12 protein-coding genes and 3 tRNA genes are annotated in these 12,680 nt (G+C 71.4%); 8 read left to right on the plus strand and 7 right to left on the minus strand.

Annotation, left to right across the window (positions count from 1 at the left end; genetic code table 11):
- Nucleotides 1-21: 21 nt before the first annotated feature.
- The 6 genes from purF to purS form a co-directional block, all read right to left on the minus strand.
- Nucleotides 22-1,551 (minus strand): amidophosphoribosyltransferase, encoded by a 1,530-nt coding sequence (gene purF / locus ABZ576_RS29350; protein WP_360747283.1) that lies wholly within the window; start codon nt 1,549-1,551, stop codon nt 22-24.
- Nucleotides 1,552-1,752: 201 nt separating this feature from the next.
- On the minus strand, nt 1,753-2,187 hold the full coding sequence (locus ABZ576_RS29355; RefSeq protein WP_360747286.1) for an META domain-containing protein: 435 nt from the start codon (nt 2,185-2,187) through the stop codon (nt 1,753-1,755).
- Nucleotides 2,188-2,243: 56 nt separating this feature from the next.
- Nucleotides 2,244-3,041: a sterol carrier family protein gene (locus tag ABZ576_RS29360; RefSeq protein ID WP_360747289.1), complete on the minus strand. Its 798-nt coding sequence runs from the start codon at nt 3,039-3,041 to the stop codon at nt 2,244-2,246.
- Nucleotides 3,042-3,314: 273 nt separating this feature from the next.
- Nucleotides 3,315-5,573, minus strand: a complete 2,259-nt coding sequence (purL, locus tag ABZ576_RS29365; protein ID WP_360747292.1) for a phosphoribosylformylglycinamidine synthase subunit PurL — start codon at nt 5,571-5,573, stop codon at nt 3,315-3,317.
- Nucleotides 5,570-6,250, minus strand: a complete 681-nt coding sequence (gene purQ / locus ABZ576_RS29370) for a phosphoribosylformylglycinamidine synthase subunit PurQ (RefSeq protein WP_360747295.1) — start codon at nt 6,248-6,250, stop codon at nt 5,570-5,572. Before purQ ends, purL begins: the two co-directional genes overlap by 4 nt.
- Nucleotides 6,247-6,510: a phosphoribosylformylglycinamidine synthase subunit PurS gene (gene purS, locus ABZ576_RS29375; RefSeq protein ID WP_014673609.1), complete on the minus strand. Its 264-nt coding sequence runs from the start codon at nt 6,508-6,510 to the stop codon at nt 6,247-6,249. The genes purQ and purS overlap by 4 nt, the downstream gene beginning before the upstream one ends.
- A gap of 312 nt (nt 6,511-6,822) precedes the next feature.
- Between purS and ABZ576_RS29380 the strand changes: the two genes are divergently transcribed.
- From ABZ576_RS29380 to ABZ576_RS29415, 8 genes are all read left to right on the plus strand, one after another.
- The gene (locus ABZ576_RS29380) at nt 6,823-7,140 is read left to right on the plus strand and encodes an Lsr2 family protein (RefSeq protein WP_351549740.1); all 318 of its coding nucleotides are present in this window, start codon (nt 6,823-6,825) and stop codon (nt 7,138-7,140) included.
- A gap of 178 nt (nt 7,141-7,318) precedes the next feature.
- Nucleotides 7,319-7,390, plus strand: a tRNA-Gly gene (locus ABZ576_RS29385).
- Between the two features lie 80 nt (nt 7,391-7,470).
- Nucleotides 7,471-7,543 (plus strand) — tRNA-Gly (locus tag ABZ576_RS29390).
- Nucleotides 7,544-7,754: 211 nt separating this feature from the next.
- Nucleotides 7,755-8,729: an ABC transporter ATP-binding protein gene (locus ABZ576_RS29395; protein ID WP_360747298.1), complete on the plus strand. Its 975-nt coding sequence runs from the start codon at nt 7,755-7,757 to the stop codon at nt 8,727-8,729.
- Nucleotides 8,726-9,514 carry an ABC transporter permease gene (locus ABZ576_RS29400; RefSeq protein WP_360747301.1) on the plus strand — a complete coding sequence of 263 codons (789 nt, stop codon included), beginning with the start codon at nt 8,726-8,728 and terminating at the stop codon, nt 9,512-9,514. The genes ABZ576_RS29395 and ABZ576_RS29400 overlap by 4 nt, the downstream gene beginning before the upstream one ends.
- 16 nt (nt 9,515-9,530) lie before the next feature.
- The gene (locus ABZ576_RS29405) at nt 9,531-10,766 is read left to right on the plus strand and encodes a histidine kinase (RefSeq protein WP_360747305.1); all 1,236 of its coding nucleotides are present in this window, start codon (nt 9,531-9,533) and stop codon (nt 10,764-10,766) included.
- A gap of 183 nt (nt 10,767-10,949) precedes the next feature.
- Nucleotides 10,950-11,564, plus strand: a complete 615-nt coding sequence (locus tag ABZ576_RS29410; RefSeq protein WP_360747308.1) for a response regulator transcription factor — start codon at nt 10,950-10,952, stop codon at nt 11,562-11,564.
- A gap of 23 nt (nt 11,565-11,587) precedes the next feature.
- Nucleotides 11,588-11,663 (plus strand) — tRNA-Gly (locus ABZ576_RS29415).
- Nucleotides 11,664-11,733: 70 nt separating this feature from the next.
- On the opposite strand, the gene ABZ576_RS29420 is transcribed toward ABZ576_RS29415, so the two are convergent.
- A complete protein-coding gene (locus ABZ576_RS29420; protein ID WP_360747310.1) occupies nt 11,734-12,633 on the minus strand; it encodes a phosphoribosylaminoimidazolesuccinocarboxamide synthase in 900 nt (299 codons plus the stop codon).
- Nucleotides 12,634-12,680 lie beyond the last annotated feature (47 nt).

The following is a 12,680-nucleotide window of genomic DNA, read 5'->3' on the forward strand; positions in this document are numbered from 1 at the left end:
TACTGCGTAAACAGCGGGGAATTACGGGCGGCGGATCGCGTCGGACGCGGCCGTGGCGGCGGGCCCGGCGGCCAGCTCGGTCTCCAGCAGCTGCTTGCCGAGCAGCTCGGGGTCCGGCAGCTCCATCGGGTACTCGCCGTCGAAGCAGGCGCGGCACAGGTTCGGCTTGGCGATGGTGGTCGCCTCGATCATGCCGTCGATGGAGATGTAGGCGAGCGAGTCGGCGCCGAGGCTGGTGCCGATCTCCTCGATGGTCATGCCGTTGGCGATGAGCTCCGCGCGCGTGGCGAAGTCGATGCCGAAGAAGCAGGGCCACTTCACGGGCGGGGAGGAGATCCGGATGTGGACCTCGGCGGCGCCCGCCTCGCGGAGCATGCGGACCAGGGCCCGCTGGGTGTTGCCGCGCACGATCGAGTCGTCGACGACGACCAGGCGCTTGCCCTTGATGACTTCCTTGAGCGGGTTCAGCTTCAGGCGGATGCCGAGCTGGCGGATGGTCTGCGAGGGCTGGATGAAGGTCCGGCCGACGTAGGCGTTCTTGACCAGACCGCTGCCGAAGGGGATGCCCGACGCCTCCGCGTAGCCCACGGCGGCCGGCGTGCCGGACTCCGGGGTCGCTATGACCAGGTCGGCCTCGACCGGGGCTTCCTTGGCGAGCCGGCGGCCCATCTCCACCCGGGAGAGGTACACGTTCCGGCCGGCGATGTCGGTGTCCGGGCGGGCCAGGTACACGTACTCGAAGACACAGCCCTTGGGCTTCGCTTCCGCGAAGCGGGAGCTGCGCAGACCGTTCTCGTCGATGGCGATGAACTCGCCCGGTTCGATCTCCCGCACGAAGCTCGCACCGCAGATGTCGAGGGCGGCGGTCTCGGAGGCGACCACCCAGCCGCGCTCCAGGCGGCCGAGGACCAGCGGGCGGATGCCCTGCGGGTCACGGGCGGTGTAGAGGGTGTGCTCGTCCATGAAGACGAGCGAGAAGGCGCCCTGCACCTTCGGGAGGACCTGATGGGCGGCCTCCTCGATGGTCAGCGGCTTGCCGTCCTCGTCGACCTGGGCCGCCAGGAGCGCGGTGAGCAGGTCGGTGTCGTTGGTCGCCGCGACCCGGGTGGAGCGGCTGTTGTTCTCGTTCGGCAGTTCGGCGACCATCTCGGCGAGCTGCGCCGTGTTGACCAGGTTGCCGTTGTGGCCGAGCGCGATCGAGCCGTGCGCGGTGGCGCGGAACGTCGGCTGGGCGTTCTCCCACACGGAGGCGCCGGTGGTCGAGTAGCGGGCGTGTCCGACCGCGATATGACCCTGGAGCGAACCGAGCGAGGTCTCGTCGAAGACCTGGGAAACCAGGCCCATGTCCTTGAAGACGAGGATCTGGGAGCCATTGCTTACCGCGATTCCCGCGGATTCCTGACCCCGGTGCTGGAGGGCGTAGAGCCCGAAGTACGTGAGCTTTGCGACCTCTTCACCCGGAGCCCAGACACCGAAGACGCCGCAAGCGTCCTGGGGGCCCTTTTCGCCGGGAAGCAGATCGTGATTGAGTCGACCGTCACCACGTGGCACACCACCGAGTGTAGGCGAGGTCGACCACTGGTCCGAATTGGGGATACGGGCCACGGACCGGACGGTCGGTTTCGATCACCTTGGTGTTTTCTACGTTTCCCCTGGTCAACGCGGTGCGTCAGACGTCGGCAGCGCTTCCGGGTGCGGGGCGCGAGCCGGTCCCGGCGGACTTTGCCGTCTCCGTGAGTGAGGTGTCGCACATCATTCGGTGCCGTCGCGGCTGAGGTGGACGCGGTTGCCGTCGCCGTCGGTGAGGGTCAGTTTCCCGGCGTCGAGCCGGGCGACCAGCGTGCCGGTGGTGAGGGTGCGGGCGAGGGCCCGCTCGAAATCCATCCGGGCCTGGCCGCAGGCCATGCGGGTGGTGCGGAGGTCGCCGATGGTGATCCGGTCGCCGCGGACGGTGGCGCGGGCGCTGAACCGGTTGCAGCCCAGGTTGCCGGCCGCCTTGCCGTCCTCGTCGATGCGGAGCCGGGCGGCCGCGGGCGCGTGCTGGCTCGCGCCGCCGACGGTGATGCTGTCGACGCGCCAGTCGACCCCGGTCACCGACTGCCGGACGCTCACCGGACCACTGTCCTCCTGCCGGCCGCCGCAGGCCAGCGTGAGCAGGAGGAGCACGGCGGCCAGCAGGGGAGTCACGTGCTTGTTGTGCCGGTTCATACCGGTTCGACGGGCCGGCGGCGTGAGGGGTTCCGCTACGACATCAGCGGCAGCAGCCCTGAGATGTCCGCCCGCTCCCCGCTCGCGCTGACCTTGGCCTCGGCGAGGGCGTCCGCCCAGCCCAGCCGGCCGGTGGCGAGCCGCACCCAGGTCAGCGGGTCGGTCTCCACGACGTTCGGCGGGGTGCCGCGGGTGTGCCGGGGCCCCTCGACGCACTGCACGACGGCGTACGGCGGCACGCGCACCTCGGTGGAGCCGCCGGGCGCCTTCACGGCGAGGGCGTCGGCGAGCAGCCGGGTGGCGGCCGCCAGGGCCTGCCGGTCGTAGGGCACCTGGAGGCCCGGGACGGCGGCGTTGAGGTCGTCGGTGTGGACGACGAGTTCGATGGTGCGGGTGACGAGGTAGTCGTCCAGCGGCAGGGCGCCCGCGTTGGTCGCCAGGAGCCGGCCGCCGGGGTGCTCGGCGAGGCGGGCGCGCAGGCTCTCCTCGATGCCGGCGAGGTAGGCGTCGAGGTCCGGGTGGTCGGCGGCGAGGCTCCGGGTGAAGTCGGCGATGGCGGCGGAGCTCGCGGCGGTGGCGAACGGCCACTCGGCCACGGGGAGGTCCTGCTTCGGCGGAGCCGGCCGGTCCAGGGCGCGGTGCACGGCGGTGAGGGCCATGCCGATGTGCGCGATCAGGTCCCGTACCGTCCAGTCGCCGAGCCGGGTCGGCCGGGCGAGCTGCTCGGGCGTGAGGCCGCGGACGGCCTCCCGGACGTTGCCGAACTGGGCGAGGACGGCGGCTCGGGTCCTGGCGGGGTCGTAGCTGCGGGCACGCTTCTTGACCGGTGGCATGGGAGCGACCCTATGCCCGCCGGGCACGGCGCTTCAGCCGGTTTCCCGCCGGCCCTGCGGCCGAGCCCGCCACCGGCCAAGTCCGGCGCGCGCCGCACGCGTTCACCGGGCCCGCGCACGGCCGGCCCGGCGTCGGCACGCGGAAGGCCCACCGGGGCCGGCGCACGGAAAGCCCACCGGGGCCGGCGCCCGGAAGACCCGCCCCGGCCGGTACGCGGAAAGGCCCGCCCGTGCCGACGGGCGGGCCTCCGCGGTGCGTACCTGCGCGGCCGCTTACGCCAGCAGCGCCGGGATCGTGCCCTCGTGGGCCTCGCGCAGCTCGGCGAGGGAGAGGGTGAACTCGCCCTGGACCTCCACCGCGTCACCGTCCACGACACCGATGCGGGTGGCCGGCAGGCCGCGCGCACCGCACATGTCGTTGAAGCGGATCTCCTCCGAACGCGGCACCGCGACGATCGCGCGGCCGGCCGACTCGGACAGCAGGAAGGTGAAGGCGTCCAGACCGTCCGGGACGACCAGGCGGGCACCCTTGCCGCCGAGCAGCGCGGACTCGACCACGGCCTGGATCAGACCGCCGTCGGACAGGTCGTGCGCGGAGTCGATCATGCCGTCGCGGGAGGCGGAGATCAGGATCTCGGCCAGCAGCCGCTCCCGCTCCAGGTCGACCCGCGGGGGCAGGCCGCCCAGGTGGTCGTGGACCACCTGGGACCAGGCCGAGCCGCCGAACTCCTCCCGGGTGTCGCCGAGGAGGTAGAGCAGCTGGCCCTCCTCCTGGAAGGCGACCGGGGTGCGGCGGGCGACGTCGTCGATCACGCCGAGCACGGCCACCACCGGGGTCGGGTGGATGGCGACCTCGCCGGTCTGGTTGTAGAGCGAGACGTTGCCGCCGGTCACCGGGGTGCCCAGCTGCTGGCAGGCATCCGCGAGACCGCGCACGGCCTCGGCGAACTGCCACATCACCGCCGGGTCCTCCGGCGAGCCGAAGTTCAGGCAGTCGGAGACGGCCAGCGGCTTGGCGCCGGTCGTGGCGACGTTCCGGTACGCCTCGGCCAGGGCCAGCTGGGCGCCCGTGTACGGGTCGAGCTTCGCGTAGCGGCCGTTGCCGTCGGTCGCGATCGCGACACCGAGACCGGACTCCTCGTCCACGCGGATCATGCCGGAGTCCTCCGGCTGGGCGAGGACGGTGTTGCCCTGCACGAAGTGGTCGTACTGGGACGTGATCCACTTCTTCGACGCCTGGTTCGGCGAGGCCACCAGCTTCAGGACCTGGCTCTTCAGCTCCTCGCTCGTCTCCGGGCGGGGCAGCTTGTTCGCGTCGTCCGCCTGGAGGGCGTCCTGCCAGTCGGGGCGGGCGTACGGGCGCTCGTAGACCGGGCCCTCGTGCGCCACCGTGCGCGGGTCGACGTCGACGATCTTCTCGCCGTGCCAGTAGATCTCCAGGCGGTCGCCGTCGGTCACCTCACCGATGACGGTGGCGATGACGTCCCACTTCTCGCAGATCTCCAGGAAGCGGTCGACCTTCTCCGGCTCCACGACCGCGCACATGCGTTCCTGCGACTCGCTCATGAGGATCTCCTCCGGCGAGAGCGTGGAGTCGCGCAGCGGGACGTCGTCCAGCGTGACGCGCATGCCGCCCGAGCCGTTGGAGGCCAGCTCGGAGGTGGCGCAGGACAGCCCGGCCGCGCCGAGGTCCTGGATGCCGACGACCAGCTTCTCCTTGAACGCCTCCAGGGTGCACTCGATGAGGAGCTTCTCCTGGAAGGGGTCGCCGACCTGGACGGCCGGGCGCTTCGACGGCTTGGCGTCGTCGAAGGTCTCCGAGGCCAGGATCGAGGCGCCGCCGATGCCGTCACCGCCGGTCCGGGCTCCGTACAGGATGACCTTGTTGCCCGTGCCGGACGCCTTGGCGAGGTGGATGTCCTCGTGCCGCATCACACCGATGGCACCGGCGTTGACCAGCGGGTTGCCCTGGTAGCAGGCGTCGAAGACGACCTCGCCGCCGATGTTGGGCAGGCCCAGGCAGTTGCCGTAGCCGCCGATGCCGGCGACCACGCCCGGCAGGACGCGCTTGGTGTCGGGGTGGTCGGCGGCGCCGAAGCGCAGCGGGTCGACCACCGCGACCGGGCGGGCGCCCATGGCGATGATGTCGCGGACGATGCCGCCGACACCCGTGGCCGCGCCCTGGTAGGGCTCGACGTACGACGGGTGGTTGTGCGACTCGACCTTGAAGGTGACCGCGTAGCCCTGGCCGACGTCCACCACACCGGCGTTCTCGCCGATGCCGACGAGCATCGCGTCGGACTCGGGGGCCTTCTCGCCGAACTGGCGCAGGTGGACCTTGGAGGACTTGTACGAGCAGTGCTCGGACCACATGACCGAGTACATGGCGAGCTCGGCGCCGGTCGGGCGGCGGCCGAGGATCTCCACCACCCGCTCGTACTCGTCCTTCTTCAGGCCGAGTTCGGCCCAGGGCAGCTCGACGTCGGGGGTCGCGGCCGCGTGCTCGACCGTGTCCAGAGGCGTCCGGCTCATGCGTTGACCAGCTTCTTGAGGATCGAGGTGAAGAACGGGAGCCCGTCGGTACGGCCCGTACCGATCAGCGGCTCGACGGCGTGCTCGGGGTGCGGCATGAGGCCGACGACGTTCCCGGCCTCGTTGGTGATGCCGGCGATGTCCCGCAGCGAACCGTTGGGGTTGAAGTCGAGGTAGCGGAAGGCGACCCGCCCCTCGGCCTCCAGCTTGTCGAGGGTGTACTCGTCGGCGACGTACCGGCCGTCCATGTTCTTCAGCGGAATGTGGATCTCCTGGCCGGCGCGGTAGTCGGCGGTCCAGGAGGTCTCCGCGTTCTCCACCCGCAGCTTCTGGTCGCGGCAGATGAAGTGGAGGTGGTCGTTGCCGAGCATCGCGCCCGGGAGGAGGTGGGCCTCGGTGAGGATCTGGAAGCCGTTGCAGATGCCGAGGACCGGCAGCCCGGCCTTCGCCTGCTCGATGAGGGGCTCCATCACCGGCGAGAAGCGGGCGATGGCACCGGCGCGCAGATAGTCGCCGTAGGAGAAACCACCGCACAGGACCACGGCGTCGACCTGCTTGAGGTCCTTGTCCTTGTGCCAGAGGGCGACCGGCTCGGCGCCCGCGAGGCGGATCGCGCGCTGCGTGTCCCGGTCGTCCAGGCTGCCCGGGAAAGTGACGACGCCAATACGAGCGGTCACTTGGCCGCCTCCGCGACTTCATCGACCCGGACGGTGAAGTCCTCGATCACGGTGTTGGCGAGGAAGGATTCCGCAAGATCGCGGATCCGGGCGAGCGCGGCCTCGTCGACCGGCCCGTCAACTTCCAGTTCGAAACGCTTTCCCTGACGTACGTCCGAGATCCCTTCGAATCCCAGGCGCGGCAGCGCACGCTGGACCGCCTGGCCCTGGGGGTCGAGGATCTCCGGCTTGAGCATGACGTCGACTACGACGCGTGCCACTGGCACTCCCGGTGTGTGGTGCTGAGCAGGTCCCTTCAGACTACCCGCACAAAATTTCTACGCGGGTAGAGTTGGAGGAAACTACGTGAGGCGCATCACGATCGGGTGTCGAAGCGACACGCCCGCGAAAAGTTCTGGGAAAGTTCGTCCAGTCCGCCCGTGACTTCTATTGCGACCCGGACACGCGGGCGGTTTTAGTCGGGCTTCACTTTGCATTGCCGGGCACTGTACAAATGAATTGGCAATAGCCGATACTCGGCACGTCGTCGGCGTTGAGCTGTAACGACGTGCTGCACGAAGGGACCGATATTCGTGGCGCAAAAGGTCGTGGTCACTCTCTTTGACGACATCGACGGCTCGGAAGCGGCGGAGACGATCGCCTTCGGACTCGACGGCAAGTCGTACGAGATCGACCTGAACGAAACCAACGCCAAGAAACTGCGCAAGGCGCTCGCGCCGTACGTCGAAGCCGGCCGCAAGCGGTCGCGGTCCGGCAGGGCGTACAAGCAGACGGAGGTCGCCCCCGACCCGGCGGCCGTCCGCGCCTGGGCCCAGGCCAACAAGATGGACGTCCCCGCCCGCGGACGCATCCCGAAGAAGGTCTACGAGGCGTTCAGCGCCGCCCAGTGAGCCCGCGAAGGGGCGAGTCCTCAGGGTCTGTCAGCGGGCCCTGAGGGCCGTGCACTTGGGGTGGCCGGACCCGCGCCGGACCCGCGGAGGGGAGCCGACTTGCGCAACCCCCCTGCTGATCAGCTAATGTCTGGGACACGCCGAGGGGCGAGGCCGACAGGCCGGATCCCGAGGACATGCGGGTGTAGTTCAGTAGTAGAACATCCCCCTTCCAGGGGGAAGGCGCAGTGTGCAATTCCTGTCACCCGCTCTGCACCGCCGTCACGACCACTGCCGTGGATCGGGTAGGCTGGTGCTCGCACCGGTCGGTGGGAGCCGATCGGGAGCAGTGCGGACGTAGCTCAGTTGGTAGAGCGCAACCTTGCCAAGGTTGAGGTCGCGAGTTCGAGCCTCGTCGTCCGCTCGGGATGAAGACCCCGGTCCATCGGACCGGGGTCTTCTCGTTGTCTTCCGCGTCTTCTCGTTCTCTTCCGCGCCTTCCGCGCCTTCCGCGCCTTCCGCGCCTTCCGCGCCTACCGCGTTGTCCGCCGCTCGGTCCCGGCTCTGACATTTGTCATGCCGAGAGGTGACACCGCGCACTGCCGGCCGGGGCGCGCCGCCGGAACGCTGGTGCCATGGACATCGACGGACACGACAACGTGATCGAGGTCACCGACCTCAGACGTGTCTACGGGGGCGGGTTCGAGGCCGTACGCGGAATCACCTTCTCCGTGGCGCGGGGGGAGATCTTCGCCCTGCTGGGCACCAACGGCGCCGGGAAGACATCGACGGTCGAACTGCTGGAGGGGCTCGCCGCACCGGCCGGCGGCCGGGTCCGGGTCCTCGGCCACGACCCCCACCGCGAGCGGGCCGCCGTACGGCCGCGCACCGGGGTGATGCTCCAGGAAGGCGGCTTCCCCGCCGAGCTGACCGTCGCCGAGACCGCCCGGATGTGGGCCGGCTGCACCAGCGGACCCCGGCCGGAGGCGGAGGTCCTGGAGCTGGTGGGACTCACGGGCAAGCGGGGCGTGCGGGTCAAGCAGCTGTCCGGCGGCGAGCGCAGACGCCTGGACCTGGCGCTCGCCCTGCTCGGCGACCCCGAGGTGCTCTTCCTCGACGAGCCGACGACCGGGCTCGACGCGGAGGGCCGCCGGGACACCTGGGAGCTGGTGCGCCGGCTGTGCGCGGCAGGCACCACCGTGCTGCTCACCACGCACTACCTGGAGGAGGCCGAGGACCTCGCCGACCGGCTCGCCATCCTGCACGAGGGCCGGATCGCCGCCTGTGGCACACCGGCGGAGGTCACCGCGGGCCAGCCCTCCCGGATGTCCTTCGAACTGCCCGAGGGCTACTTCCTCGGCGATCTGCCGCCCCTCGCCGACCTCGGCGTCTGCGGACACGAGACCGACGGCAGGGCCGTGCGGCTGCGCACCCGCGATCCGCAGCGGACCGCCACCGCGGTCCTCGTCTGGGCCGAGCGGGCCGGTGTCGCACTGCGCGGCCTGGACGTGCGCTCCGCCTCGCTGGAGGACGCCTTCCTCGGCATCGCGCGGACGGGGGTCCCCCCGCTCGGGCGAAGCCGGGAGCGGGGGACGGAGGCGGCGGCATGAGCAGCCCGGCCACGGGCGCCCCCGCCCCCTCCGTACGACGGCTGCGCGCGCTGGCGCGGGCCGAGCTGACCCTCCTCGGCCGCAACCGCGGGGTCGTGTTCACCGCGCTCGTCGTGCCGCTCGCGCTGCCCTTCAGCGTGCGGCCGGCCCTCGACCGACTGGACCTGGAGAAGCAGGGCATCAGTGTCGGCGCGGCCATGCTCACGGCCGCGATCGGCTTCTCCCTCCTCTTCGCCGTCTACACCTCGCTCGTCAACGCCTACGTGGCCCGCCGCGAGGAGCTCGTCCTCAAGCGACTGCGCACCGGCGAACTCACCGACGCCGAGATCCTCACCGGCACCGCCCTGCCCGCCATGACCCTGGGCCTGGGGCAGGCGCTGCTGCTGGGCGCCGGGTGCGCGGTCCTGCTGGACGCCGGGGCACCGAAGGCGCCGTACCTGACCCTGCTGGGGCTCGCGGCCGGGCTGGTGCTGAGCGCCGCGCTCGCCGCGCTCACCGCCTCCTTCACCCGGACCGTGGAAAGCGGCCAGGTCACCGCGCTCCCACTGGTGTTCGCGTCGATGATCGGCTCGGGGATCATGTTCCCCACCGAGGTCATGCCGGAGAAGCTCCGCTCCGTCTGCGAGCTGCTCCCGCTGTCCCCCGCGCTCCGGCTCGTCCGCGCGGGCTGGACCGGCCGGTTGAGCGTGTACGAGGCACTCGGCACGCTCGCGACCGCACTGGCCTGGACCCTGGTGGCGGTGTTTGCTGTACGGCGGTGGTTCCGGTGGGAGCCCCGGCGCTGAGGAACGGGGGGCGCCCATGGTGGGGCGGATACGGCGGTGGCAGCGGCACTGGCGCGAGCGCGGCAAGGCGGACCGGGTCGAGCTGTACACGGTCGGCACCTGGCACGTCACGTACTGGTTCTTCTCGCTCGGCTGGCTGCTGCTGCCCCTGGTCGGAGGGCTCGACCACCGGCCCGTGGCACTGTTCCTCGGGACCGCGCTGGTCCTGGTGGCGGCCCTGCAGTGCGCCGCCGCGAACCGGCTGACCCGCCCCGCCCTCGACCACTACCTGGGGCGCGCCCGGCTGCCGGCCGGCGCCCGCCGGCTCCCGGCGGTCCTGCTGGGGCTGGCGCTGGTGCTGAGCGTGGCCCTCGCCGCGCTGGACGCGGCCGACCCGGTGACGGTCCGGCTGGTGCTCGGCGCCTCGCTGCTGCCGTTCGCGCTGCCACACGTACTCACCGTCCCGGTAGGGGTGTTCCTGCGCGGGGCGGGGGTCCTCGGGCTGCTGCTCACGGCCGCCGTCGGGCTCGCCGACCGGGACGGTGCCGGCCTCCTGGCGACCGGCGCGATGGTCGCCTTCCAGACGGTGTTCCCGCTGCTCGCCTGCCGCTGCGGCGCCTGGACCCTGGCGGTGCTGTGGGAGGCCGAACGCGCCCGCGAGGTGGAGGCCCGGCTCGCCGTCGCGGAGGAACGACTTCGGTTCGGCCGGGACCTGCACGACGTGCTGGGCCGGAACCTGTCGGTGATCTCCCTCAAGAGCGAACTGGCCGTCCGGCTGGCCCGGCGCGGACGGCCGGAGGCCGTGGAGCAGATGATCGAGGTGCAGCGCATCGCGCAGGAGTCCCAGCGCGAGGTGCGGGCCGTCGTACGCGGCTACCGTGAGGCCGACCTCGGTGCCGAACTCGCGGGCGCCCAGGGCGTGCTGGCGGCCGCCGGGATCGACTGCGAGGTCCGCGCGGAGACCGGCGGACTGCCCGCCGACGTGCAGTCCGCGCTCGGCTGGGTGGTGCGCGAGGCGACCACCAACGTGCTGCGGCACGGGGACACGGGCCGGTGCCGGGTGGGGCTTTCGGTACGGGAGGGGCTGGCGGTGCTGACGGTGGAGAACGACGGTGCCCGGGCGACGGGTGACGCGAGCGGCGGCTCGGGACTCGCCGGGCTGCGGGAGCGGCTCGCCGCGGTGGGCGGGACGTTGGAGGCGGGACTGGTCGAGGCGGGCCGGGACCGGTTCCGGCTGGTGGCGCAGGTACCCCTGGCACCGGCGCACTCCTGACGGCGACGGCCTCCCGACGGCGATGGACGTCCGACGACGGTGAAGCCCGACGGCTGTGGAGCCTGACGCCGTGAAGCCTGACGACTGTGAAGCCTGACGGCTGTGAAGCCTGACGGCTGTGAAGCCTGACGACCGTGAAATCCGACCGGCTGTGAAGCCTGGGTCTGTGAGAGGAGACACCTCGTGAGCGCTCCGGTACGGCTGTTGCTCGCCGACGACGAACATCTGATCCGGGGGGCGCTGGCCGCCCTGCTGTCCCTGGAGGACGACCTGCTGGTCGTCGCGGAGGCGGCGAGCGGACCCGAGGCACTGGCGATGGCCCGGGCGCACGAACCCGACGTGGCCGTCCTGGATCTGCAGATGCCCGGCGCCGACGGTGTGAAGGTCGCCACATCCCTGCGTACCGAACTGCCCGGCTGCCAGGTGCTGATCGTCACCGGGCACGGGCGGCCCGGGCACCTGAAGAGGGCGCTCGCGGCCGGTGTGCGCGGGTTCGTCCCGAAGACCGTCAGTGCCCAGCGGCTCGCCGAGATCATCCGGACCGTGCACGCCGGAAACCGCTACGTCGATCCGGAGTTGGCCGCCGACGCGATCTCCGCCGGCGACTCGCCGCTGACCGCGCGGGAGGCCGAGGTGCTGGAGCTGGCCGCCGACGGGGCGCCGGTCGCGGAGATCGCCGAGCGGGCCGCGCTGTCGCCGGGGACCGTCCGGAACTACCTCTCCTCGGCCGTCACCAAGCTCGGCGCCGAGAACCGTCATGCGGCAGTGCGTCTCGCACGCGGGCGAGGTTGGGTATAGTTGCTCTCGCGCCACGGCGCAACGCGGACGTAGCTCAGTTGGTAGAGCGCAACCTTGCCAAGGTTGAGGTCGCGAGTTCGAGCCTCGTCGTCCGCTCCATGACAGAAGCCCCCGGTTCCCGCCGGGGGCTTCTCGCGTTGCCCCCGGTTCCCGCCGGGGGCCCGTTCCGCTACGACCAGCCGGTGCCCGTCAGCCGCTCGTACGCCTCCACGTACTTCTGCCGGGTCGCCTGGACGACCTGCTCCGGAAGCGGCGGCGGGGGCTGCTCGCTTGTGCGGTCCCAGCCCGACTCGGCCGAGGTCAGCCAGTCCCGCACGAACTGCTTGTCGTACGACGGCTGGGCCCGGCCCGGCTGCCACCGGTCGGCCGGCCAGAAGCGGGAGGAGTCCGGGGTGAGGACCTCGTCGGCGAGGACGAGCGTGTCGCCGTCGAAGCCGAACTCGAACTTGGTGTCGGCCAGGACGATCCCCCGGTCGCGGGCGATGTCCCGGGCGCGCCCGTACACGGCGAGCGTGGCCTGGCGCAGCTGGGCGGCGGTCTCCGCGCCGACCTGGCGGGCCACCTCCTCGTAGGAGACGTTCTCGTCGTGCTCGCCGACCTCGGCCTTGGTGGCCGGGGTGAAGATCGGGGCGGGGAGCTCGGAGCCGTCGACGAGGCCTTCGGGGAGGGCGAGGCCGCAGACCGTACGGGACTCCCGGTACTCGGCGAGACCGGAGCCGGTGAGGTAGCCCCGGGCCACGCACTCCACCGGGACCATGTCCAGCGACCGGCACACCAGCGTGCGGCCCGCCCAGTCGGCCGGCGCGCCCTCGGGGAGTTCGGTACTCAGCACGTGGTTGGGGGCCAAGTCGCGGAGCTGGTCGAACCACCACAGGGAGAGCTGCGTCAGGATGCGGCCCTTGTCGGGGATCTCGGTGGGCAGCACCCAGTCGTAGGCGGAGATGCGGTCGCTGGCGACCATCACGAGGTCGCCCGCCTCGTTCCGGTACAGCTCGCGCACCTTTCCGGTGTGCAGGTGCACCAGGCCCGGAACCTCGATCGGCTCGGGCTTTTCTACGAATCCGGACACGGTTCCTCCCCGTGGTTCTGTCCAAGTGCCTCGATTCTCCCGTATGC

Source organism: Streptomyces sp. NPDC013455 (genome assembly GCF_040632975.1).
Classification (GTDB): Bacteria; Actinomycetota; Actinomycetes; order Streptomycetales; family Streptomycetaceae; genus Streptomyces.